The organism is Pantoea sp. BJ2, assembly GCF_040255075.1.
GTDB lineage: Bacteria > Pseudomonadota > Gammaproteobacteria > Enterobacterales > Enterobacteriaceae > Pantoea > Pantoea leporis.
The window spans coordinates 480,379-502,247 of the sequence record NZ_CP158293.1 but is presented as its reverse complement, the minus strand read 5'-3'; the positions used below and the strand labels follow the sequence as shown (position 1 = coordinate 502,247).

At 53.8% G+C, this 21,869-nt stretch carries 21 protein-coding genes; 17 read left to right on the top strand and 4 right to left on the bottom strand.

Annotated features, from left to right (window positions below):
- Position 1: 1 nt before the first annotated feature.
- The 7 genes from AAF463_RS21810 (at position 2) to AAF463_RS21780 (ending at position 6,088) form a co-directional block, all read left to right on the top strand.
- A complete protein-coding gene (locus AAF463_RS21810) occupies positions 2–676 on the top strand; it encodes a DUF1028 domain-containing protein (protein ID WP_350262067.1) in 675 nt (224 codons plus the stop codon).
- An 8-nt stretch (positions 677–684) separates the two neighbouring features.
- Entirely contained in the window at positions 685–1,836 is a 1,152-nt protein-coding gene (argE, locus tag AAF463_RS21805; RefSeq protein WP_350262066.1) for an acetylornithine deacetylase, read from the top strand.
- 38 nt (positions 1,837–1,874) lie between these two features.
- Positions 1,875–3,023, top strand: coding sequence for an ABC transporter ATP-binding protein (locus AAF463_RS21800; protein WP_350262065.1), 1,149 nt, complete (start codon positions 1,875–1,877; stop codon positions 3,021–3,023).
- A gap of 18 nt (positions 3,024–3,041) precedes the next feature.
- Positions 3,042–4,040: an NAD(P)H-quinone oxidoreductase gene (locus tag AAF463_RS21795; RefSeq protein ID WP_350262064.1), complete on the top strand. Its 999-nt coding sequence runs from the start codon at positions 3,042–3,044 to the stop codon at positions 4,038–4,040.
- The gene (locus tag AAF463_RS21790; protein ID WP_350262063.1) at positions 4,037–4,648 is read left to right on the top strand and encodes a glutathione S-transferase family protein; all 612 of its coding nucleotides are present in this window, start codon (positions 4,037–4,039) and stop codon (positions 4,646–4,648) included. Before AAF463_RS21795 ends, AAF463_RS21790 begins: the two co-directional genes overlap by 4 nt.
- A 64-nt stretch (positions 4,649–4,712) precedes the next feature.
- Entirely contained in the window at positions 4,713–5,162 is a 450-nt protein-coding gene (locus tag AAF463_RS21785) for a type II 3-dehydroquinate dehydratase (protein WP_350262062.1), read from the top strand.
- Positions 5,159–6,088, top strand: a complete 930-nt coding sequence (locus AAF463_RS21780; RefSeq protein WP_350262061.1) for a glyoxylate/hydroxypyruvate reductase A — start codon at positions 5,159–5,161, stop codon at positions 6,086–6,088. Before AAF463_RS21785 ends, AAF463_RS21780 begins: the two co-directional genes overlap by 4 nt.
- Before the next feature lie 32 nt (positions 6,089–6,120).
- Here AAF463_RS21780 and AAF463_RS21775 read toward each other — a convergent pair whose 3' ends face one another.
- Positions 6,121–7,083 carry a LysR substrate-binding domain-containing protein gene (locus tag AAF463_RS21775; RefSeq protein WP_101761546.1) on the bottom strand — a complete coding sequence of 321 codons (963 nt, stop codon included), beginning with the start codon at positions 7,081–7,083 and terminating at the stop codon, positions 6,121–6,123.
- A 79-nt stretch (positions 7,084–7,162) separates the two neighbouring features.
- Between AAF463_RS21775 and AAF463_RS21770 the strand changes: the two genes are divergently transcribed.
- The 5 genes from AAF463_RS21770 (at position 7,163) to AAF463_RS21750 (ending at position 11,598) form a co-directional block, all read left to right on the top strand.
- Positions 7,163–7,462 (top strand): hypothetical protein, encoded by a 300-nt coding sequence (locus AAF463_RS21770; RefSeq protein ID WP_350262060.1) that lies wholly within the window; start codon positions 7,163–7,165, stop codon positions 7,460–7,462.
- Positions 7,452–8,483 carry a polyamine ABC transporter substrate-binding protein gene (locus tag AAF463_RS21765; RefSeq protein WP_192413067.1) on the top strand — a complete coding sequence of 344 codons (1,032 nt, stop codon included), beginning with the start codon at positions 7,452–7,454 and terminating at the stop codon, positions 8,481–8,483. The genes AAF463_RS21770 and AAF463_RS21765 overlap by 11 nt, the downstream gene beginning before the upstream one ends.
- A gap of 63 nt (positions 8,484–8,546) precedes the next feature.
- Positions 8,547–9,401: an ABC transporter permease gene (locus AAF463_RS21760; RefSeq protein WP_350262059.1), complete on the top strand. Its 855-nt coding sequence runs from the start codon at positions 8,547–8,549 to the stop codon at positions 9,399–9,401.
- 1 nt (position 9,402) lies between these two features.
- Positions 9,403–10,221 carry an ABC transporter permease gene (locus tag AAF463_RS21755; protein ID WP_350262058.1) on the top strand — a complete coding sequence of 273 codons (819 nt, stop codon included), beginning with the start codon at positions 9,403–9,405 and terminating at the stop codon, positions 10,219–10,221.
- A gap of 126 nt (positions 10,222–10,347) precedes the next feature.
- Positions 10,348–11,598 (top strand): NAD(P)/FAD-dependent oxidoreductase, encoded by a 1,251-nt coding sequence (locus tag AAF463_RS21750; RefSeq protein WP_350262057.1) that lies wholly within the window; start codon positions 10,348–10,350, stop codon positions 11,596–11,598.
- A gap of 90 nt (positions 11,599–11,688) precedes the next feature.
- On the opposite strand, the gene mqo is transcribed toward AAF463_RS21750, so the two are convergent.
- On the bottom strand, positions 11,689–13,335 hold the full coding sequence (gene mqo / locus AAF463_RS21745; protein ID WP_101761541.1) for a malate dehydrogenase (quinone): 1,647 nt from the start codon (positions 13,333–13,335) through the stop codon (positions 11,689–11,691).
- A gap of 456 nt (positions 13,336–13,791) precedes the next feature.
- Between mqo and leuC the strand changes: the two genes are divergently transcribed.
- Genes leuC through AAF463_RS21725 form a run of 4 tightly spaced genes read left to right on the top strand, consistent with a single transcriptional unit; the run spans position 13,792 to position 17,755 of the window.
- Positions 13,792–15,213 (top strand): 3-isopropylmalate dehydratase large subunit, encoded by a 1,422-nt coding sequence (leuC, locus tag AAF463_RS21740; protein ID WP_350262056.1) that lies wholly within the window; start codon positions 13,792–13,794, stop codon positions 15,211–15,213.
- Between the two features lies 1 nt (position 15,214).
- Positions 15,215–15,850 carry a 3-isopropylmalate dehydratase small subunit gene (gene leuD / locus AAF463_RS21735; RefSeq protein ID WP_350262055.1) on the top strand — a complete coding sequence of 212 codons (636 nt, stop codon included), beginning with the start codon at positions 15,215–15,217 and terminating at the stop codon, positions 15,848–15,850.
- On the top strand, positions 15,847–16,761 hold the full coding sequence (locus AAF463_RS21730; RefSeq protein WP_350262054.1) for an alpha/beta hydrolase: 915 nt from the start codon (positions 15,847–15,849) through the stop codon (positions 16,759–16,761). The genes leuD and AAF463_RS21730 overlap by 4 nt, the downstream gene beginning before the upstream one ends.
- 31 nt (positions 16,762–16,792) lie before the next feature.
- Positions 16,793–17,755 (top strand): LysR substrate-binding domain-containing protein, encoded by a 963-nt coding sequence (locus AAF463_RS21725; RefSeq protein WP_350262053.1) that lies wholly within the window; start codon positions 16,793–16,795, stop codon positions 17,753–17,755.
- A gap of 129 nt (positions 17,756–17,884) precedes the next feature.
- Here AAF463_RS21725 and AAF463_RS21720 read toward each other — a convergent pair whose 3' ends face one another.
- Positions 17,885–18,190 carry a DUF1471 domain-containing protein gene (locus AAF463_RS21720; protein WP_350262052.1) on the bottom strand — a complete coding sequence of 102 codons (306 nt, stop codon included), beginning with the start codon at positions 18,188–18,190 and terminating at the stop codon, positions 17,885–17,887.
- Between the two features lie 350 nt (positions 18,191–18,540).
- Positions 18,541–20,409 (bottom strand): low affinity potassium transporter Kup, encoded by a 1,869-nt coding sequence (gene kup / locus AAF463_RS21715; RefSeq protein WP_350262051.1) that lies wholly within the window; start codon positions 20,407–20,409, stop codon positions 18,541–18,543.
- Positions 20,410–20,757: 348 nt separating this feature from the next.
- Between kup and AAF463_RS21710 the strand changes: the two genes are divergently transcribed.
- Positions 20,758–21,867, top strand: a complete 1,110-nt coding sequence (locus tag AAF463_RS21710; protein ID WP_350262050.1) for an SDR family oxidoreductase — start codon at positions 20,758–20,760, stop codon at positions 21,865–21,867.
- Positions 21,868–21,869 lie beyond the last annotated feature (2 nt).

Genomic DNA, 21,869 nt, shown 5'->3' with positions numbered 1-21,869 from the left:
GATGACGTTATCCATTGTGGGACGCTGCGACGCAACCGGTCAAATCGGCATTGCCATTAGCTCATCCAGCATTGCGGTAGGCGCACGTTGCCCATGGCTACGCGCGGCAGTGGGCGCAGTATCAACCCAGAACATTACCTTACCCGCGCTAGGCCCGCGCATTCTTGATCGCCTGCAACAAGGCGACATCGCAGAAGCCGCGCTCAGAGCCGGACTCGCCAGCGACGACTATTCCTCTTATCGCCAGGTGACGGTGTTAGCCGCCGATGGCCAAGCGGCCTGCTTTAGCGGCGACAAAACGCTGGGCATTCATAACGCGCAAACCGGTCATCACTGTGTTGCGGCGGGCAATCTGCTGGCTAATCCTGAGGTGATTCCGGCGATGGTAAACGCCTTCGAACAGCATTCCGGTCATTTAGCCGAGCGCTTAATGGCGGCGATGCAAGCGGGCATGCAGGCGGGCGGGGAAGCGGGGCCGGTGCACTCTTCTGCATTGTCGATCGTTGATGATCAGGTGTGGCCGATTGTCGATCTGCGTGTTGACTGGACGGATGGCGAGCCAATTAGCGAACTCGTCCAGTTGTGGCTGGCTTATCAACCGCAAATGAACGATTACGTGACGCGCGCCATTGATCCAACGCAGGCACCCCGTTATGGCGTGCCGGGCGACGAGTAGGAGTTTCCATGTTTACCAGCCGACAACTGCTTGAAAAGCTGGTGGCGTTTGACACCACCAGCCGTGAATCCAACCTGGCATTGATCGATTTCGTCTGGCGTTACCTGAATGATTTGGGTGTAAGCGGTGAGCTAATTCACAACGCGGAACGCAGTAAAGCCAATTTGTATGCACGTCTTGGACCCGCTGGCGATGGCGGCGTGATGCTCTCCGGCCACAGCGATGTGGTGCCGGTGGAGGGACAAAACTGGAGCGTGCCACCGTTCACGCTCACCGAACGTGACGGCAAGTTATACGGGCGCGGCACTGCTGATATGAAAGGTTACATCGCCTGCATGCTGGCGGCAGTGCCCCATTTTCTGGCACAGCCGCTAAAGCAGCCGCTGCATCTGGCAATCTCCTATGACGAAGAGGTCGGCTGCCTGGGCGTGCGCACCTTGCTGGAGGCGCTGTCGCAGCGCCCGGAAAAGCCGTCAATCTGCCTGATTGGTGAACCCACCGAACTGCAACCGGTGCTCGGTCATAAGGGAAAACTGGGTGTGCGCTGCGAAGTGAAGGGCGCGGCTTGCCATTCTGCCTATGCGCCGCAGGGTGTCAATGCCATCGAATATGCTGCGCAGCTTGTTCATCAATTAACGGCGATCGGCGAGCGCCTGGCGCAGACTGAACAACATGACACACGTTTTGATCCCCCTTTTACGACGGTGCAAACCGGCATTATTCGTGGCGGCACTGTATTGAACATTGTGCCCGCTGAATGCGTCTTTGATTTTGAAGTGCGCACCTTGCCCCAGCATGACGCGCAAGCCGTTGCCGCTGAGATCGACACCTTCGCGCAATCAGAGCTGGTGCCGCGTATGCAGTCAATCGCAGCGGATAGCGCGATCCGTTTTTATCCTATCAGTGGCTATCCCGGGTTATTAACCGATGCGCAAAGTGACGCTGCGCGATTGATCGCCTATCTCACTCAATCCAGCGACTTCAGCACGGTAGCCTTTGGCACCGAAGGCGGCTTGTTCCACCAGGCCGGTATTCCCAGCGTGATTTGTGGGCCTGGCAGCATGGCGCAAGGTCATAAACCCGACGAATTCATCAGCATCGCTCAGTTGGATGCCTGTGACGCCATGTTGCAGCGCTTAGCCGCATGGATGAGACAATAATAATGTGACAACGTCACACAAATTGCTTTGGAGAGTTCATGGTCAGTGCAGAAATCACCCGATTGCCACAGCCCGATATGCCGCGCCCAGCAGTGAAAAGCAGCAACATCGCCGTACAGTTAGATGGCGTGCTGAAGAAGTTTGGCGACGCTATCGCGCTGCACAAAATTTCCCTGACTATTGAGGAAGGGGAATTTATTACCCTGCTTGGCCCCTCGGGCTGCGGAAAAACCACGTTGCTCAATTTGATGGCCGGTTTTGCTGAAGCTGATGGCGGCGAGATTTTTATTGATGGCGAATTGGTCACGGAAATCCCCCCTTACCAGCGTGAAATCGGCATCGTGTTCCAGAACTACGCGCTGTTTCCGCATATGACGGTGGAAAAAAATGTGGGTTATGGTCTGCGTATGCGCGGGGTGCCAAAGGCCGAAATCGCGGAGCGCGTTGAGCAAGCATTAGCGTTGGTCAAACTGGCGGGTTACGGCCATCGAAAACCGCGTGAACTCTCCGGCGGACAACAGCAGCGTGTGGCACTGGCGCGTGCGCTGGTGATCCGTCCAAAAGTCTTGTTGCTGGATGAACCATTTTCCGCGCTGGACAAGAATCTGCGTTTATCGATGCAGGTCGAACTGAAAGCCATCCAGCGCAAGTTAGGCGTCACCACGGTGTTTGTCACCCACGATCAGGGCGAAGCGCTTAGCATGAGCGATCGTGTGGTGGTGATGTCGGCGGGGCATGTGCGCCAAATCGGTACACCGGATGAAATCTATCGCCAGCCGCGCGATCCGTTTGTGGCGGGCTTTGTCGGTGACGTCAACATCTTGCCTGGACGTTATGCCGGGCGAGATCACGCTGCGGTGCTTGAGCTGGGCGGCAACGCGCTGCGTCTGCCGGCAGAGCGCGTGCAGGCGAGCGTTGGCGAGCGACTCGATGTGTATGTGCGTCCGGAAAACATTCAATTGGGGCCGCTCTCTTCGCACTGTTTCCTGAGCGCCACGGTGATCACCCATGTGTTTCAGGGCGATCACGTTGATGTGCATCTTGATGTGCCAGCCCTCGGCAGCGCCTCGCTGTTTGCGCGCCAGTCGGGTCTGGAATCCCTAACCCGCTGGCCAGTGGGTAGCGTAGTGGGCATCACCTTTGATGATGAAGGCGTGTGCGCCTTTACCGCCGCTAAGCAAGGATAAAATCCGATGGTGCCTGAAATGATGAACGCGGTAATTGCCCGCCAGCCGGGCGGCGCAGAGGTGTTAACGGTGGTAGAACGTACCGTGCCACAACCTGCGGCGGGTGAAGTATTGATTCGCGTCGCCAGCGCGGGCGTTAATCGTCCTGACATTATGCAGCGTAACGGCATGCCAATCCCACCGGGCAGCTCAGATGTGTTCGGTCTGGAAGTAGCAGGTAACGTGGTGGCGTTAGGTGCAGGGGTTAGTGGTTTCACCACCGGCGACGCGGTAATGGCGCTGCTGAACGGTGGCGGTTATGCCGACTATTGCGTGGCGCGCGCTGAGTTGTGTTTGCCGGTGCCCGATAATCTGCCGTTGGCGCATGCAGCGGGCATCCCCGAAGCGGCATTTACTGTGTGGCACAACCTGTTTGAGCTGGGCCGTTTAGCCCCCGGTGAAACCGTACTGATTCACGGTGCCGCCAGCGGCGTTGGCACCTTTGCCATCCAATGTGCGCACGCCTGTGATGCACGTGTGGTGGCCACCGCAGGCGGTGTCGACAAAATTGCGGCGCTGCAACAGCTTGGCGTCTGGCGCGCCATTGATCGTCATAAAGAGGATTTTGTCGCGGTGATTGCAGCGGAAACCGCAGGGCAAGGCGTGGATGTGGTGCTGGATAACGTGGGTGGTGATTACGTGGCGCGCAATCTTAGCGTATTAGCGCAAGGCGGACGTCATGTAAGCTTGTCATTTATGCAGGGCGCGAAGATCGAGCTCGATCTGCAATTGGTGATGCGTAAAGGACTGAGTTTGACCTCTTCCACGCTGCGCCCCAAAAGTGCTGCTGAAAAGGCGCGCCTGGCGACGTGCATCCGTAAACATCTGCTGCCGCTAATCGTAGCAGGCAAAATCAAACCCATGCTGCATCAAATTTTGCCGCTGGCGCAGGCGGCGGATGCACATCGTATCCTCGAGGCCAACGCCAACATTGGCAAAGTGTTGCTGAGCGTGGATCAGCAGGGAGCGTTGGCATGATGCAACTGTTTTACGCCACCACGTCTGCCTATGTGCGCAAAGTGATGGTGACTGCGCATTGTCTTGGGCTCACGAATGAGATTGAGCTTCTGGATTCGGCGGCGCATCCGGTTGAACGTGATGAGCGCATCGCCATCGTTAATCCGTTAGCCAAAGTGCCCGCACTGCGAACCGAACAAGGGGCATGTCTGTACGACAGCCGCGTGATATGCGAATACCTCAATGCCCGCGCGAAGGGCGACTTAATCCCGTCACAGGGTGATGCGCGCTGGTTGAGTTTGTCGCGCCAGGCATTGGGCGACGGTTTGATCGATGCCGCCTTGCTGGCGCGTTACGAGTACAGTGCCCGCCCATTGGAAAAGCAGTGGCAAGGCTGGGCCGATACTCAGCTGAAAAAAGTCCATGCGGCGCTACGGGAAATTGAGTGTCAGGTTGCGGGTTTTAGTACGCAGCCTGATGACGTGGGTTTGATTGCCATCGGCTGCGCGCTCGGTTATCTCGATTTCCGCTTCGATGTTCTTAACTGGCGGGCAAACCATCCGCTGACTGCCGCGTGGTTCGCCCTGTTCGATGCCCATCCCGCGATGGCCGCCACGCGCCCGCATTGATCGCCATTAATCGTCATTCGGTCACCCTTTCGGGCGACAACGGCACAGTGACTCAGGAGCTCAGATGACACAGCAGATTTTTTTCCTTAACGGCCCGAACGCCAATCTGTACGGCATGGACAAGAACGGCACTTACGGCAGCGAAGGCTTTGCCAGCATTGATGAACGCTGCCAGCGCCGGGCAGCATCACACAACATCGCACTGCAATTTCGCCAAAGCAATCACGAAGGCGTGCTGGTTGACTGGATTCAGGAAGCGCGTCAGCAGGCTGCCGGATTGATCATTAACGCCGCCGGTTTAACCTACACTTCGGTGCCGATTCTCGATGCATTGCTGATGTTTGATGGCCCGATCATCGAAGCGCACATGAGTAACATCTGGAAACGCGAGCCGTTCCGCCATCATTCGCTGGTATCAAAAGCCGCCACTGGCGTGATTGCCGGCTTGGGCGTGATTGGTTACGAACTGGCAATAGATGCGGTAGTTGAGTTGATCAAGGCGAATGCGGCATGAGTATTTTGGTCTTTTACAGCGAGTTTGACAGTTTTGAACAGTGGTCAACGTTGCTCGCATCGCATCTGCCGGGCGTAACGCTTTGCCGGGCGGAAGAGGTGCAAAACGATGATGAGGTGCATTTCGCGTTGGTGTGGAAGCCGCCGCAAGGTTTTTTCGCCCCTTATCGCAACCTGAAACTGCTTATAAATCTGGGCGCGGGCGTTGATTCGCTGGTCGGGCGCGATGATTTGCCGGATATCCCTATTGTTCGTTTGTCTGACCCGCATATGGCGCGGATGATGGCCAGCTTCGTGCTGTTTGCCGTGCTGCGTTATGTGCGTGACATTCCGGCTTTTGAGCGGGCACAACGTGAACGACGCTGGCATTACCTGCATCCGCGTTCGCCGGAAACCGTGCGCGTTGGCGTGCTGGGATTGGGTGAATTGGGCGCGCACGCCGCGCTGGAGCTGGCGCGCCAGGGATTGGATGTGCGCGGCTGGTCACGATCGCAGAAAACCATCGATGGCATTACCTGTAGCAGCGGAATAGACGCGCTGGATGCTTTCCTCGCCAGCAGCAATATTTTGGTAGTGATGCTGCCGCTCACGCCGCAAACCCAGGGCTTACTGAGTGCTGAACGACTGGCACGGTTACCGCACGGCTGCGCGTTTATCAATGTGTCGCGCGGAGCGATTGTTGATCAGGCGGCGTTAACGCAGGCGTTGCAGCGTGGACAGATCGCCGAGGCGACGCTGGATGTGTTTGACCGCGAACCGTTGCCGCCCGAAGATGCGCTGTGGGGTATGGATAATGTATTGATCACGCCGCATCTGGCTTCGGTTGCCATTCCGGCCAGCGCGGCACCGCAGGTCGCCGCGAATATCCAGCGCGCCGCACGCGGCGAAGCGGTATTGCATCAGGTCTTCCCGCAGCAGGGGTATTAACCGCTGGTCGCCATTCATGGCGACCAGGGATCTCACGCCACTCGCACCACTTGCGGATCGAAATAACTCGGTGCCGCCATGCCGGGAATATATTGGTCGGAAATAAACATGCGGCAACGCTCGGCAAAAGCGCTTACCACCCTGGATTGCTGTACCTGCGCCATAGTGGCATAACCCAACTGCATCGCCTTGTTAACCCCCGCCAACCGCACGCGAATCAAGCGTTTACCATCCTGCGACAAATGCGCTTTAGGTCGTACGTTAGCGATACCAAAGCCGACTCCGTTGGCCACCATCGCGCGCACCGTTTCCATACTGCTGGATCGCATCACCACATTCGGCGTCACCCCGGCTTCGCTGAACAAGCCAAGAAAATATTCACGACTCCACGGCATATCCAGCAGCACCATCGGCGCAGCAGCCAGATCCTGCATCGAAACCGCGGACTGTGTGGCGAACGGATGATGCTCGCCCACCATCACGTAGGGCGGCAGTTGCGCCAGCGACTGGAAAGTCACATCGCTGGCGGGAACCAAATCATAGGTGAGGGCGATATCGATATCCGCTGAGCGCAGCTGTTTTAACAGCAACTCATGATTACCTTCCACCAGCGAGATACGCACGCCGGGAAAGGCGCGGCCAAAGCCAAACACCAATTCCGGCGTCAACATTGGCGCTAACGTATCGAGGCAACCAACACGCAGCGGGCCGCGTACGTTGTTCATTGATTCCGATGCAATGGTGTAAAGGTTCGACATCTGTTCGAGGATCAGTTTGGCCTCTTTTAATACCTGATGGCCGATAGCGGTGAGTGAAACGCCCTGGGCATGGTGACGCACAAACAGCTGCACGCCAAGCTCAGACTCAATGTGGGTGATGGCGGCGGAAATTGACGGAGAGGAGACGTGAATACGCTCCGAGGCGCCAATAATGCTGCCCGCTTCACCGGAAGCGACAAAATATTCCAGCTGACGCTGGGTGATGCGACTGAGCATGCAGGTTCTCCTGAGATCGCTGACACGCTCATGTCGCGTCAGTCATTCTAATAAGGTCGATTCAATTCAAGCATTTCTCATGCCAAATTCCGACTCACAGCATAATCACCTGTCCTTGCGCCAGCGACCATTCGCGTCTGCCTCACTCCTGCTTCAGAAAATCCTTGTTAAGCAGGCCACTTTTTTAGCCTCAGAAATCCTGATGCAACAGCGAGGGAAATGCTGTTTTACCCAATCTCACCGCAACGGCATTATCGCTTCAACACCCGAGAGCCGCCTTCGCACTGTTTTAGAGCATTGCGACGCGATGGACCAGACGGTGGTGCAAAGCAGCGACAACAGCCATTTCATTCATTGGGGACAAGAATATGTTGCGTAAGATGGGTGCCTTAACGTTATTGACCACGTGTGTATTGAGCGCAGGGAATGCAGTGGCCGCAGATAAGCTGATTGTCAGCACCTGGGGTGGCAGCTTTAAGGATCTGATTGATCAAACTATCGCCAAGGAGTTCACCAAAGAAACCGGCGTAGAAGTGCAGTTCGTCACCGGCGGCACCATCGATCGTTTGAACAAAGCCAAGCTGGCGGGTGGTTCGCCGGAAACTGACGTCACCTTTACCACCGCGCATGTCGGTTATCTGTATGCCAACAGCGGCCTGTTTGAAAAGCTCGACATGAGCAAAATCCCTAACGCGGTGAATCTGGTACAGCAGGCCAAAGTCAGCCCGTATCACCTTGGCGTGTGGGGCTACGTTTACACCATCGGTTACCGTCCAGATTTAGTGCCGAAGGGTGAAGAATTTACCAGCTGGAACGATCTGTGGCGTCCGGAGCTGAAGAGCTCGATTGCGCTGCCAGATTGGGATCCGAGCCATATCATCGCGGTGTCCGCCAAACTTTCTGGCTCGGATGCAGCGCATTGGGAACAAGGCCAGTCCAGGCTGAAAGCGCTGATCCCGAACATCAAATCCTTCTATACCGATGATGCCAACAGCCAGCAGCTGATCTCCACGGGTGAAACGCCGGTACAGGTGATGCTGTCGATGAACGCCTACAGCATGATTGCAGAAGGCGTCAACATTAAGCTGGCAGTGCCAAAAGAGGGCGCGATTTTGGGCGTCGATACCGTCGGTATCAATAAAGGCAGCAAACATGCGGAACTGGCCTACAAGTTCATAAATATCGCGCTGAAACCGGAAATCCAGCAGGAAGTGGCGAAAATTTATCGCGGCAGCCCAACGGTGACCAATGCGCATATCGATCCAGAACTGGCGAAGCTGCCTGGCATGCTGACCACGCCTGAGCAGTGGAATGCCACCATCAACACCGATCCGCAACTGCGCGCGGAGAAAACCGCCGAGTGGCGTCAGTGGTTCTCTGAAAACATCATGTCACATTGATAAATAGCGGCGGCCGATTGGCCGCCCGGTGAGTTGCAACACTTTATTCAGGCAGCAACGTCTATGACGAAAAAACCGACATTCTTACCCTGGTTCATTATCCCCGCTACGTTCACGGCGCTTGGGCTGGTGGTGGCCATGTTTGCCGTGATGCAGTTTAGCGTGCGGGCCTATATTCCAGGATCGCTAGATGTAGGCGGATTCACGCTGGCGAACTTTAACGGTCTATTCAAGAAAATCTATGCCGATGCGTTTATCAACACGGTGATGCTCAGTGCGAAAACGGCGATTTTTGGGCTGCTGATGAGTTATCCGCTGGCGTATGCGCTGGTGAGAACGCGCACCACTTGGATCAAATCCACCATCTTGATTATCGCCATTACGCCGCTGTTTCTCGGCGAAGTGGTACGGACATATTCTTGGATCATCGTGCTGGGTAATAGCGGCTTCCTCAATAGCTTGCTGCTGGCGGTGGGTCTGATAAACAAGCCGATCCAGTTTATGTTTACCCAAACCGGCGTGGTAGTCGCGCTGGTGCATGTGACCATGCCAATCATGGTGATGATGCTGGCGACTGCGCTGTCGCACATTAATCCTGATTATGAGAAAGCCGCCACCAGTCTGGGGGCAGGGCCGATTCGCACCTTGATGACGGTGACCATTCCGTTGTCGATTCCCGGTATCGTTTCCAGCCTGACCACCGCGTTTGCCTGGACGTTCAGCGCCTTCGCTACGCCGCAGCTGATAGGTGGTGGACGCGTCAGCACCGTGGCTACCATGGTGTATCAACTGGGCTTCTCTTCAATGAATTTTCCGTTTGCCGCTGCGCTCAGCATTGCCGGTTTGATTTTGACCATTCTGCTGTTGATGGCGCTGAAACGTATGAGCCGCTTCCTCCATGCGATGGGAGACCACTGAAATGACCCGATCCCTCAACGACAAATTGATTACCCTGGCGGGACGCTCGCTGGTGATTGCGATTTTGTTGTTCGTGTTGCTGCCAACCATTGTGGTGTTGATCTCTTCCTTCAGCAGCACCTCGGTGCTGTTCTTCCCACCGAAAGGCTGGTCGCTGCGTTGGTTTGAGCGTGCTGTGAACTACGATGACTTCCGCCACGGCTTCTATTCAGGTTTGATTGTGACGGCGTGGGCCTCAACGCTGGGGGTAATTATTGGCGCCACGCTGGCGATTGCCATTGAACGTTACACTTTCCCCTGTAAACAGGTACTGGAAGGCGTGCTGTTGTCACCGTTGTTTATTCCGCACTTCACCATTGGCCTCGGCTTACTGATGCTGGTCTCGCAGTTGGGCATTGGACGCGGTTATTCACTGGTGATCTTCTGCCATGTCGTGCTGGTACTGCCGTTTGTGCTGCGCAGCGTGTATGTGTCGCTGAAAAACCTTGAGCAACGTATTGAAATGGCGGCTGCAAGCCTCGGCGCTTCGCCGTTGCGCGTGGTCTGGACCATAACCGTGCCGTTGATTTTGCCGGGCTTGTTTGGCGGTTGGTTATTTGCCGCAATCCTCTCCTTCAACGAATTTACCGCTTCGCTGTTTATTACCACGCAAGCGACGCAGACCTTGCCGGTGGCAATGTACAACTATGTGCGTGAATTTGCCGACCCAACGCTGGCTGCACTGTCGGTTATTTATATTGCCGTAACTGCGACGATGTTAATTATCGCGAATAAGTTTTTAGGCTTGGGGAGAATATTGAACGTCGAAGCAGGGCATTAATGTATTCGCATGGAATGCTGTGCTTATTGAATAGCACAGCATTTATTAATCTGAATAGTAGTCATCCGGCACCTGATTACTCTTTTCCATGAAAAGATCGGGGTCGATCATCTTTAGGGATCTCACATGTCAGTAGAAAAAATTAATACCGTGGTGGTCGGAGCGGGTCAGGCAGGTATTGCGATGAGTGAACATCTGTCGTTAATGGGCGTGCCACATGTGGTGTTAGAGCGTAGCCGTATTGCTGAACGCTGGCGTTCAGAACGTTGGGATTCATTGGTGGCCAATGGCCCAGCCTGGCACGATCGTTTTCCTTCAATGAAATTCGATAATATTTCCCAGGAAGCGTTCCCACCGAAAGAGCGGATGGCGCAATATTTCGAAGACTACGTAAAAATGCTCGATGCGCCGGTGCGCACCGGCGTGGAAGTCCATTCGGTTGAGCGTCTACCAGAACGTAGCGGTTTTAAGATACTGACGTCGGCCGGTGAATTTGAAGCTGACAATGTGGTGGCGGCTACCGGTCCTTTCCAGAAACCCGCTTTTCCACAGATCGTGCCGGAAAGCGCTGCGCTGCATCAAATCCATTCATCGGCGTATAAAAATCCGCAGCAGCTGCCGCAGGGCGGCGTGCTGGTGGTGGGCGCTGGTGCTTCAGGCTCACAAATTGCGGAAGAGTTGCGTAAATCTGGCCGTGAAGTGACGCTCTCCATCGGCGAACATTACCGTCCGCCACGTTCCTATCGTGACCGCGATTATTGCTGGTGGCTGGGCGCGCTGGGCTTATGGGATGAAGTCAAAATCAAGCCGAAGAAACAGCACGTTGCTTTTGCCGTGAGTGGTTATGAAGGTGGCAAAACGGTCGATTTTCGCCGACTGGCGCACATGGGCATTACGTTGGTGGGGATCACCAAAACCTGGGATAACGGCGTGCTGAGCTTTGCTGAGGGTATAATGGACAATATTGCTGAAGGCGACAAAGCGTATTTCAACGTACTGCGTGATGCCGATGCCTATATTGAACGTAATGGCCTGGACTTACCGCCCGAGCCGCAAGCATGGGAATTATTGCCAGATCCAGAATGTTTAATTAATCCATTATCAGAACTGGATCTACAGGCCGCAGGTATTACCAGCATTATCTGGGCCACCGGTTTTAAATTTGATTTTAGTTGGCTGAAAGTGGATGCCTTTGATGCTAATGGTGCGCCATTCCATAAACGCGGTATTTCCGCCGAACGGGGTATTTACTTCCTTGGCTTGCCCAATCTGGTGAATCGCGCATCATCATTTATTTATGGCGTATGGCACGATGCCAAATATATTGCCGACCATGTGGTTTTACAAAACGCCTACACCGATTATAAAAAGTCGTAAAAATCTCCGTGAGATCGCCATAAATTCGGCCCCTACAAAAGACAATAAAAAAGCCGGACATTGTCCGGCTTGATTCACTTCTGGCGGGAATTACAGCGCCATATCCTGTTTGCCTGATTCAGTACGCGGCTTAGCCTGCGTTGGCGCAACCGTCTGATCACCCATGTTGATGACCGGCGGCTTGGTCAACAGCAGCGTCGCTGCGGTGTTGTCCCAAACTTGCTGCGTCAGCGCGGTGTTGCCGTTAAGCTTCTGACCGAAGCTTGGCACGATAGCGCGGATCTTCTGCTGCCACTCTGGCGAAGCGAACTGCTCTGGGAACAGCTTCTTCATCACGTCGAGCGTAATGGGTGCAGCAGTCGATGCGCCCGGTGACGCGCCCAATAGTGCCGCCAGGGTTTTCTGCTGATCGGTCACGATTTCGGTACCCAGTTTCAGCAAGCCACCTTTTTCGGCATCTTTCTTGATGATCTGCACACGTTGACCCGCCTGAATCAGTTTCCAGTCCTCTTTACGCGCGTTTGGATAGTACTCTTTCAGCGCAGCAAAACGGTCGTCGTCATTCAGCATCACCTGACCAATCAGGTATTTCACCAGGTCGAAGTTGTCGATGCCCACATGCGTCATCGGCATGATGTTGCTGGTGGTGGTCGCGCTCAGCAGATCGAACAGCGAACCGTTTTTCAGGTACTTGGTGGAGAAGGTAGCGAAAGGACCAAACAGCACCACTTTCTTACCGTCGAGGGTACGTGAATCGATGTGTGGAACCGACATCGGTGGCGCACCCACAGAAGCCTGACCGTACACTTTTTCCAGGTGACGATTAGCGATCTCTGGGTTCTCGGTCATCAGGAACGAACCGCCGACCGGGAAGCCGCCGTAGTTATCTGCTTCCGGAATGCCGGTTTTCTGCAGCAGCTTAATCGCGCCGCCGCCAGCACCGATGAACACGTATTTCGCATCAACTGAACGCTTATCGCCGCTCTTCACATCTTTGATGGTGACGTGCCATGAGTTATCACTGTTACGCTTGAAATCAGTGACTTCTGACAAGGTTTCCAGTTTGAAGTTCTGATCTTTCTTCAGGCTACCGATCAGCTGACGGGTGATTTCACCGTAGTTAACATCGGTACCGACTGGCGTCCAGGTTGCCGCAACTTTCTGGTTCGGGTCACGACCTTCCATCACCAGCGGCGCCCATTGCTGGATCTGCTGATGATCGGTAGAGAATTTCATGCCCTGGAACAGGGTGGTTTTCTGCAGCGCATCGTAACGCTTCGTCAGGTACTCGACGTTTTTGTCGCCCCAGACGAAGCTCATGTGCGGCGTCGAGTTAATGAAGGAGTGCGGATCGTGCAACACACCGCGCTGCACCTGCGACGTCCAGAACTGGCGCGAAATCATGAAGGATTCGTTAATTTCCAGCGCTTTGCTAACGTCGATTGAACCGTCTGCACGCTCAGGCGTGTAGTTCAGCTCCATGTTAGCAGAGTGACCCGTACCGGCATTGTTCCAGCCGTTGGACGATTCCAGCGCGACGCCGTCCAGCTTCTCAACCATCAGCTGTTTCCAGCCCGGTTGCAGCTCTTGCAGCCAGGTGCCGAGCGAGGCGCTCATGATGCCGCCGCCAATCAGCAGAACGTCAGTTTTTTCTGGTGCGTCTTCAGCGCGAACCGCTGAAGAGACAAGCAGCGCTGCCAGCGATAGGGCAGACACGATCTTTTTGGTGTGAGTCATTCCAGTCCTACTTATTATGCAATGCAGGTGAACGTTAAAAATTCGGTTTGCACATTAAGAGATTGTTACGGAATGATTAACTTGTTTTTAGTTAATAAAGTATTGGTGTTAATTAATTAACTTAAAAAAATAAAATAGCGTGAAATATAAGCAGAAGGGGGAATTAATCGGAGATAAACCGCTTAAGCTGCGCGGTTATTCTTTATATCGGTAGACGCGACTTAGGTCAAATAAAACTCCTGCTATTTTACGCACATTGCGTAGCGGCGCGATTCATCGCGCAATCAATTGCGCCGCTACAAAGCGTGCGCGAAGTTTTTGCTGTTCATGGCGACCAACTTAGCTACTGCACATTTCATAAAACATCACTTCACGAAGCGTGTTCGTTCCTCGCGCACAAACTGATTTACCCTAACGTCTCTAATGACTTGTTTTACTTTTCGCGTGGGCAACGGCATGGCTAACAAAACACTGTATGAAAAACTGATCGATCAGCATTTGGTTCGTAAGTTAGATGATGAAGGGCATGTGCTGCTCTATATTGATCGCTCGATTCTCAATGAATACACCAGCCCGCAGGCGTTTAGCGGCCTGCGCGATCACCAGCGTCTTGTGCGCAATCCGGGCACCATTTTGCTGAATGTCGATCACGTTAACCCAACGCGCCCCGAGCGTGATGAGGCGATGACCGACGCGGGCGGACAGTTACAAGTCGATTACTTCCGCCAGAACGCCGCGCATTTTGGCATCGAACTGTTCGATGTGCTTGACCCGCGACAAGGCATCGAACACGTCGTCGCACACGAGCAAGGCCTGGTAATGCCCGGTATGGTGATTGCCGCAGGCGACAGCCATACCACCACTTACGGCGCGTTTGGCGCGCTCGGTTTCGGCATCGGCACCTCGGAAATCGAGCACCTGCTGGCGACGCAAACCCTGATTTATCGCACCCTTAAAACCATGCTGGTGACGGTAAGCGGTGAGCTGCCGTTTGGGTGTTCGGCGAAGGACATCATCATGGCGCTGATCGAGCAGATTGGCGCATCAGGCGCGACCGGATTTGCCATTGAATTTGCCGGTGTTGCCATCGAAGCGCTGAGCATGGAAGGGCGCATGACACTGTGCAACATGGCAGTGGAAGCCGGTGCACGCGGTGCGATAATCGCACCGGATGAAAAAGTGTTTGCCTATATCGCCGGCAAACCGCAAATGCCGACCGGCGAGTTGTGGCAGCAGGCCGTTGCGGAGTGGCGCGATTTACGCAGCGATGTGGACGCGCGTTTCGATAGCCGCATCGCCATCAACTGCAGCGATCTTGAACCCAAAGTGACATGGGGAATCAGCCCGGATCAAGCCAGTGCCATTACCGGCCACGTGCCCGACCCGGCGCAGGAAACAGATGCGGTGAAACAGCAGACGCTGCGGAGCGCGCTGCAATATATGGGGCTGGAACCCGGCACGCCGTTGGCGGAGATCGCCATCACGCATGCCTTTATTGGTTCCTGCACCAACGGGCGCATTGAAGATCTGCGCGCTGCCGCCGCGATTATCGACGGACACAAAATCGCCCCGCACGTGCGTGGCATTATCGTGCCGGGATCGACGCAGGTGCGTCAGCAAGCAGAAGCGGAAGGGTTAGCCGCGATTTTCGTCAACGCCGGTTTTGAATGGCGTCAATCGGGCTGCTCAATGTGCCTGGCGATGAACGAAGATGTGTTAGCGCCCGGCGATCGCTGTGCGTCCGGCACCAATCGCAATTTCCCTGGCCGCCAGGGCGCGGGTGCGCGCACGCACTTAATGAGCCCGGCGATGGTCGCCGCCGCCGCGATTGCCGGCCATCTGGTTGATGTCCGCAAATTCATGACTGCAGAGGTTTAAGATGGAAGCATTTAACAACATGACGGGCACGCTGGCGCCATTACCGGCGGCCAATATTGATACCGATGTGATCATGCCAAAGCAGTTTCTCAAAGGCATCGATCGTAAGAATTTGGATCGCGGTGTGTTCTTCGACCTGCGCTTCCTGCCCGACGGCCGCCCAAATCCCGCTTTCATTCTGAATCAAGCCGGTTGGGAAAACGCCACCTTCTTACTGGTGGGCGCCAATTTCGGCTGTGGATCCAGCCGCGAACATGCAGTTTGGGGACTTAATCAGCTCGGCATCCGCGCCATTATCGGCACCAGTTTTGCCGGCATCTTCGACGATAACTGCCAGCGCAATGGCGTTTTGACGCTGACGTTAAGCGAAGAGGATTATCAGCGCCTAAGCGAGGTTGCGAACAATGCCGCCAGTAATCGCATTACCGTGTCGCTGGAACAACAGGCAATCCTCTTTAATAATCAACGCATTGCCTTTTCGATCAGTGCCTTAAAACGCGAGATGTTATTGGGCGGCGGCAGCGCGGTGGACTGGACGTTGCAGTACGAATCCGACATTACACAGTTTGAAGCGCAGCATTTTGCTCAGCGTCCGTGGCTGAAGCGCGATCAAATCCAACAGGACGCACCAGCATGAGTGAGATTACGCCACGCGGTGATTCACCCTTTATCAGCGGCTTTACGCTGAGCGATGTGCGTCTGGCGAACGGCGTGACGCTGCGCGTTGCGATGGGCGGCGAAGGTCCGCCACTGCTGATGCTGCACGGACATCCGCAAAATCATCTGGCGTGGCGCAAAATTGCACCGCAGCTGGCGCAGCAGTATCGCGTAATCCTGCCGGATCTGCGCGGTTACGGCGACAGCGACAAGCCGCCGAGTGATGAGGCGCATCGCACTTACTCGAAACGGGTGATGGCGCAGGATATCAGCCTGTTAATCGAGGCGTTGGGATTAGAGCGCGTGGTGTTTGTCGGGCACGATCGCGGTGCACGCGTGGGCCATCGACTGGCGCTCGATCATCCAGAAAAACTCTCCTGCTGCGTGTTTGTTGATATTGCGCCGACCGCGACCATGTACGCGTTAACCAACAAAGCCTTTGCCACGCGCTATTTCTGGTGGTTCTTCCTGATTCAACCTTATCCATTACCTGAAATCCTGATCGGCCACGATCCGGCATTATTCCTGCGTAAACACATTGATGGGCAATTAAAAACGCCGGGCGCCACCGAGGAGGTCATATTCAACGATTACCTGCGCTGTTATCAAAATAAAGAGATGATTCACGCGGTATGCGAAGATTATCGCGCCGCGGCGACGATTGATTTAGACGATGATGCGCAGGACAGCGCTAAACGCATTGAAGCGCCGCTTCTGTTGTTATGGGGAGAAAAGGGCACGGTTGGCCAGTTATATAACGTGGTGGAAACCTGGCGGGATAAAGCGCGCAATATTCAGGGCAACGCATTACCTTGCGGTCATTCACCGCATGAGGAAGTGCCTGAACTGTTTTTAAGTCAGCTTCAGCGCTTTCTGGATTCTGTGTTATAACCGGCTAAATTTCGCTAACGCCGTGATGGTGATGAAAATACTGCTTGCCGGAAAAAGTTATCAGAAGCCGCTTCAGGGTTGGCCGTCAGTCGAAGATCTGTATGTCTTTATCAGCGTAGCGCGCTATGAAGGTTTTGGCCGCGCTGCGATTGAGCTCGGCCAGTCGCCATCCTACATCAGCAAGCGGATTGCCATCCTCGAAAAGCAGTTGGAAACCCGGCTGTTTTTCCGCACCAACCGCGTGATGCGCCTGACGCCAGAAGGTGAAAAGGCGCTGGAAGGTGCGTTGCACGTGGTGCACGAAATGGATTCCTTCCTGAATAACTTTCAGCAGTGGCGCGGCGAATTAACCGGCGATTTGACTGTGGCCTGTTCATTTGGCTTTGGCCAGGATTATTTGTCCGATGCGATTGCCGAATTTATGACGCGTCATCCGTCACTGAACATCAAATTGATGCTCAGCGATCGCGATATTGATTTATTGCAGTCAGGCACTGACGTCGATATTCGGGTGGGTGATGATGTGAATCACGCCTACATTGCGCGAAAATTAGCCGCCAATCGGCGTATTCTTTGTGCTACGGCAGATTATTTAGCCCGGTCACGTCCGCTGGAGACGCTGGATGATTTAATCGATCACAGCTGTCTTATTATTAATGAAAATAATAATACCTTTGGGCATTGGACGTTAACCGATGGCGAAAATAAAATCGTTTGTCGCCTGAATAGCCATTACTCATCGAATAGCGGAAAAGTGATTCTGAATTGGGCATTAAAATCGCACGGGATTGCGTTGCGTTCTGTGTGGGATGTGGCGCCGTATTTAAGCGAAAACCAATTGCTGCACGTATTACCGCAATGGTATCAGGAAGCGAATATCTGGGCGGTTTACACGCAGCGTGCTTCTGAATCGCCGCGCATTAAAGTGTTTATTGATTTTCTTGTTGACTATTTTGCAGAAAAAAGCCTGCCGATGATGAAGGGTAAATTATAAATACCCTAAATAATTCGAGTTGCAGGAAGGCGGCAAGTATGTGAATCCCAGGAGCTTACATTAGTAAGTGACTGGGGTGAACATGCGCGGCCAACGCTCCTGCAACTTGAAGTATGACGGGTATTAGCATTAGCCATAAGCCACTTTGCTATTGATATGATACAACGTTGCGGTAGCGGCCATGACGTGCTGACCATCGTGCGCCGGTTCGTGGGATTCCACTTCGGTGATGTGATAACCCACCGCACCGGCAGCAGCGGCTTTCTGCACAAAGGCGTCATTCAGCTCTTCCATTGAAGTCGCCCAGCTCACCGAAGTAAAGCCTACCGGATGAATCAATGAAAGTTCGCGATGAGTTAAATCGCCGCGAATTAAAACCGGTTTAACAGATTGCGGTGTGAAAATAGATATTACGTCATTAATTAATTGTTTCATGGCGATACTCCTCGCAAATAATAACTGAGCCAATGGCCGCAGCTAATAATCTTTCAATTGTTGGTAATGTGCTGACACCCTAAATGTTTACGGCGAGTGATGATTGCCGGTGAAGTTAATAAACACCTTTTCAGGTTAAGCGTTTTAGCTTTAATTGCTAATTAGATGTTAAGAAAGATTCAGCCACAACTCACTCAACCTTACGCGACTATTTTTGCATCTGGTTACATTTGGTGTGTTAACCCTAACAGTCGACAGGAGGTTGAATATAACGCCTGAACAGTAGCGGCGCGATTTATCGCGCAATGAACTGCGCCGCTACGATACCTGCGCTTTATGTCATCGGCAGATTAAAATTCGCGCTGCCCGCCCAATTCAATGACCCGATTCGGCGGGATATTGAATTGCTCATGTGCGCGCTGCGCATTGCGCTGGCAGAAGTGGAAAATACCGCCTTTAATGCGCATCAAACCTTTTCTCTTCTTCATCACCAGCGTGTCGTGCGAGGTGAAGAACGAGGCTTCATTGACGGTACAACCCAATCCTTCCAGTCCGCACAAATGCAGGATCTCGGCCATCGATGGCGTCTCGCGCCAGCCGTAAGAGGCGGTCACTTGCCAGAAGGTTGGCGACAATTGAGTGATGCTCAGACGCTTCTGGTTGTAGACGCGCGGGATATCGGTGGTGCGAATATGCAGCAGCACTACACGTTTATGCAGCACGCGGTTGTGTTTAAGGTTATGTAGCAGCGCCTGCGGAATCTCATGCTCTTTACGTGAGAGGAAGATTGCGGTGCCCGGCACACGACTGGGCGGATGGGTTTCCAGCGATCGCACCAGCGCCTGCAGGCTCTCAGGATCGTTATTCAACTTGCGGATTAGGCGATTACGCTCGCTGCTCCAAATGAGCATCAATCCCATCATGCTCAGCGCCAGCAGCACCGGCACCCAACCACCGGACAGCAATTTCATCAGGTTAGCGCTGAACAGCGGCACATCAATGCTTAACATACACAGCAGGAAAACCAACGCCACCGGCAGCGGCCACTTCCAGTTACGCAGCGCTACCACGCCCGCCAGACAAGCGGTGATCACCATGGTGCCGGTCACCACAATGCCGTACGCCGAAGAGAGCGCCGAAGATTGTCGGAACGCCAGCACAATCACCGTCACCGCGACAAACAGCAGCCAGTTCACCACCGGAATATAGATCTGACCGGACTCCGTGTGCGAGGTGAAGATGATGCGCATCGGCGGCAGAAATCCCTGACGGATCGCCTGATGCGTCAGCGTATACACGCCGGTAATCACCGACTGCGCGGCGATCACCGTGGCCAGCGTTGACAGCACAATCAGCGGGATCTGTCCCCAACCCGGCGCGAGATTAAAGAACGGGTTATTGAGGGCCTGCGCATCGGCAATGACCAGCGCGCCCTGCCCAAAGTAGTTAAGCAACAGCGCGGGCATGGCGATCACCAGCCAGGCCATGCGAATCGGCGCTTTGCCCAGATGTCCCATATCGGCGTACAGCGCCTCCGCGCCGGTCACCGCCAGCACCACCATGCCCAGCGCGGCAAACGAAAGCGCTTTGTGGCTAAGCAGGAACGTCAGCGCATAGGAGGGATTCAGCGCGTAAAGTACTTCAGGATTAAGCAGGATGCCGCGAATGCCTAACAGGGCAATCGACACAAACCAGACAAACATCACCGGGCCGAAAATCTTACTGACCTTCTCGGTGCCGTGTTTTTGAATCATAAACAGCAGCGTGAGAATCGCCACTGCCAGCGGCACCACATATTTATCCAGCTCAGGTGACACCACTTCAATACCTTCGATCGCCGACAGTACCGAAATCGCCGGCGTAATCACGCCATCGCCGTAGAAGAACGCGCCGCCAATCAAGCCCGCTAATACAATGATGTGCGAGGCTTTCGGCCCGACATACTGGCGTGCCAGCGACATCAGCGTTAATACGCCGCCTTCGCCATCATGATCGGCGCGCATCACAAAGCAGACGTATTTCAGCGTCACGATCAGCGTCAGCGCCCAGAAAATCAGCGACAAAAATCCCATCACTGCGGTGGTGGAGACGGCGCCATTAGGCAAAATGGAGAGGCACTCTTTAAGGGTATAAAGCGGGCTGGTGCCGATATCCCCAAACACGATCCCTGCGGCCGCCAGCATGCCAGCAGGCAAGGACTGTTTTTCACTTTGACTCATAGATTTCCTGTGGTTTCTCAGGGTTGAGGCTATTGAGGGCGAACATACCTGTTTGCGACCGAAGCGAACAGTGGCAGGCGAATTTACGTACAGCATTTTTACGCGTAACGCCGATATTTTTACACCATTTTTATATCGCGCTCATTTTTCACGCTGAGCGTAGTGGAATATTTGACTGCGCACTGAGGCCCAAATATCACATTTAAACATATATAAACCAATGCTCACTGGAGCGGTTTTACCCGCAGGAAAGCACAGGGCATTTATTCATCATTTACCCACGCGAGCATAGATTCGAGCCAGCTAAATGCACAGTTTTTCCTGTAACGAACCGGTGGGTTAAAAAATATGAATACAGTACTCATAACGGGTGCAACTGGATTTTTGGGCGGTGCGGTCGCGGTTAATCTGCTCAAGAAAAGTGATCATTACCGACTACTTTTATTAGTGCGGGCTAATAGTCAAGCTGCAGGATTAGAGCGAATTAAGGAAAACCTGCTTAAATTTGGCGTTGAAGCCGGTCAATTAAACAGGCTCACCCACGAGAACATCTTAATAGGCGATCTTGCTGAGCCGGAACGGTTTATTGACGATGCGCGCTTGACCAAGGTTACGCATGTGCTTAACTGCGCCGCTGTCGCCTCGTTTGGCGCGAATCCCCTGATCTGGAAAGTCAATGTAGAAGGCACCTTCGCATTTGCCAGTCGCATGGCGCGGGTGAAAGGACTCAAGCGTTTTGTGCATGTCGGTACCGCTATGTCGTGTGCGCCCGAAGCCAATTCGCTGGTGGTAGAAAGTGAGTTGAATACGCTGCGCGAACAACACGTTGTGGAATATACGTGGAGTAAAGCGACGGTTGAAAGAATGATGAGCGAAATGTTACCTAATCTGCCCTTAGTCATTGCGCGACCATCCATTGTGGTGGGGCATTCGGACTGTGGCTGTGCGCCGTCGCCAAGCATTTTTTGGGTATTTCGTATGGTGCTTACGTTAGGCAAATTTATGTGTGAGCTGAATGACCGTATTGATGTGGTGCCGGTCGATTACTGTGCCGATGCGCTGGAGTTGTTATTGACGGCTCCCAACGTGGAGAAAACGATTATTCATATTTCAGCGGGTGAAAATAGCAGCGTCACGTTTGCTGAGATTGATCAGGCGATGGCACAAGCCTCGGGACACGTTGCGGTGGCCGAAACGTATCAGAAAGTGAATTACCGTGAACTGGCAGCGAGCAGGAGCTCATTTTCTTCGCTGTTTGGTCCCTGTAATGAACGCATCTTATTACGCGCCATGAATCTGTATGGACATTTTTCAAAACTGAATGTGGTGTTCAGCAATGAAAAATTGCTGGAGCTGGGTATGCCGCCATCGTCAAAGTTTACTGACTATTTGCATCATTGTGTCGCTTCAACGCGTAATGCAACTATTGCGGAGCTGATGGAGGTCGATTTTAAATAAGC

Excerpts from the sequence above, each read along its gene's own strand:
- AAF463_RS21810 (WP_350262067.1), top strand. The coding sequence starts at position 2 with ATGACGTTATCCATTGTGGGACGCTGCGACGCAACCGGTCAAATCGGC.
- argE (WP_350262066.1), top strand. The coding sequence starts at position 685 with ATGTTTACCAGCCGACAACTGCTTGAAAAGCTGGTGGCGTTTGACACC.
- AAF463_RS21800 (WP_350262065.1), top strand. The coding sequence starts at position 1,875 with ATGGTCAGTGCAGAAATCACCCGATTGCCACAGCCCGATATGCCGCGC.
- AAF463_RS21795 (WP_350262064.1), top strand. The coding sequence starts at position 3,042 with ATGATGAACGCGGTAATTGCCCGCCAGCCGGGCGGCGCAGAGGTGTTA.
- AAF463_RS21790 (WP_350262063.1), top strand. The coding sequence starts at position 4,037 with ATGATGCAACTGTTTTACGCCACCACGTCTGCCTATGTGCGCAAAGTG.
- AAF463_RS21785 (WP_350262062.1), top strand. The coding sequence starts at position 4,713 with ATGACACAGCAGATTTTTTTCCTTAACGGCCCGAACGCCAATCTGTAC.
- AAF463_RS21780 (WP_350262061.1), top strand. The coding sequence starts at position 5,159 with ATGAGTATTTTGGTCTTTTACAGCGAGTTTGACAGTTTTGAACAGTGG.
- AAF463_RS21775 (WP_101761546.1), bottom strand. The coding sequence starts at position 7,083 with ATGCTCAGTCGCATCACCCAGCGTCAGCTGGAATATTTTGTCGCTTCC.
- AAF463_RS21770 (WP_350262060.1), top strand. The coding sequence starts at position 7,163 with ATGCCAAATTCCGACTCACAGCATAATCACCTGTCCTTGCGCCAGCGA.
- AAF463_RS21765 (WP_192413067.1), top strand. The coding sequence starts at position 7,452 with ATGTTGCGTAAGATGGGTGCCTTAACGTTATTGACCACGTGTGTATTG.
- AAF463_RS21760 (WP_350262059.1), top strand. The coding sequence starts at position 8,547 with ATGACGAAAAAACCGACATTCTTACCCTGGTTCATTATCCCCGCTACG.
- AAF463_RS21755 (WP_350262058.1), top strand. The coding sequence starts at position 9,403 with ATGACCCGATCCCTCAACGACAAATTGATTACCCTGGCGGGACGCTCG.
- AAF463_RS21750 (WP_350262057.1), top strand. The coding sequence starts at position 10,348 with ATGTCAGTAGAAAAAATTAATACCGTGGTGGTCGGAGCGGGTCAGGCA.
- mqo (WP_101761541.1), bottom strand. The coding sequence starts at position 13,335 with ATGACTCACACCAAAAAGATCGTGTCTGCCCTATCGCTGGCAGCGCTG.
- leuC (WP_350262056.1), top strand. The coding sequence starts at position 13,792 with ATGGCTAACAAAACACTGTATGAAAAACTGATCGATCAGCATTTGGTT.
- leuD (WP_350262055.1), top strand. The coding sequence starts at position 15,215 with ATGGAAGCATTTAACAACATGACGGGCACGCTGGCGCCATTACCGGCG.
- AAF463_RS21730 (WP_350262054.1), top strand. The coding sequence starts at position 15,847 with ATGAGTGAGATTACGCCACGCGGTGATTCACCCTTTATCAGCGGCTTT.
- AAF463_RS21725 (WP_350262053.1), top strand. The coding sequence starts at position 16,793 with ATGAAAATACTGCTTGCCGGAAAAAGTTATCAGAAGCCGCTTCAGGGT.
- AAF463_RS21720 (WP_350262052.1), bottom strand. The coding sequence starts at position 18,190 with ATGAAACAATTAATTAATGACGTAATATCTATTTTCACACCGCAATCT.
- kup (WP_350262051.1), bottom strand. The coding sequence starts at position 20,409 with ATGAGTCAAAGTGAAAAACAGTCCTTGCCTGCTGGCATGCTGGCGGCC.
- AAF463_RS21710 (WP_350262050.1), top strand. The coding sequence starts at position 20,758 with ATGAATACAGTACTCATAACGGGTGCAACTGGATTTTTGGGCGGTGCG.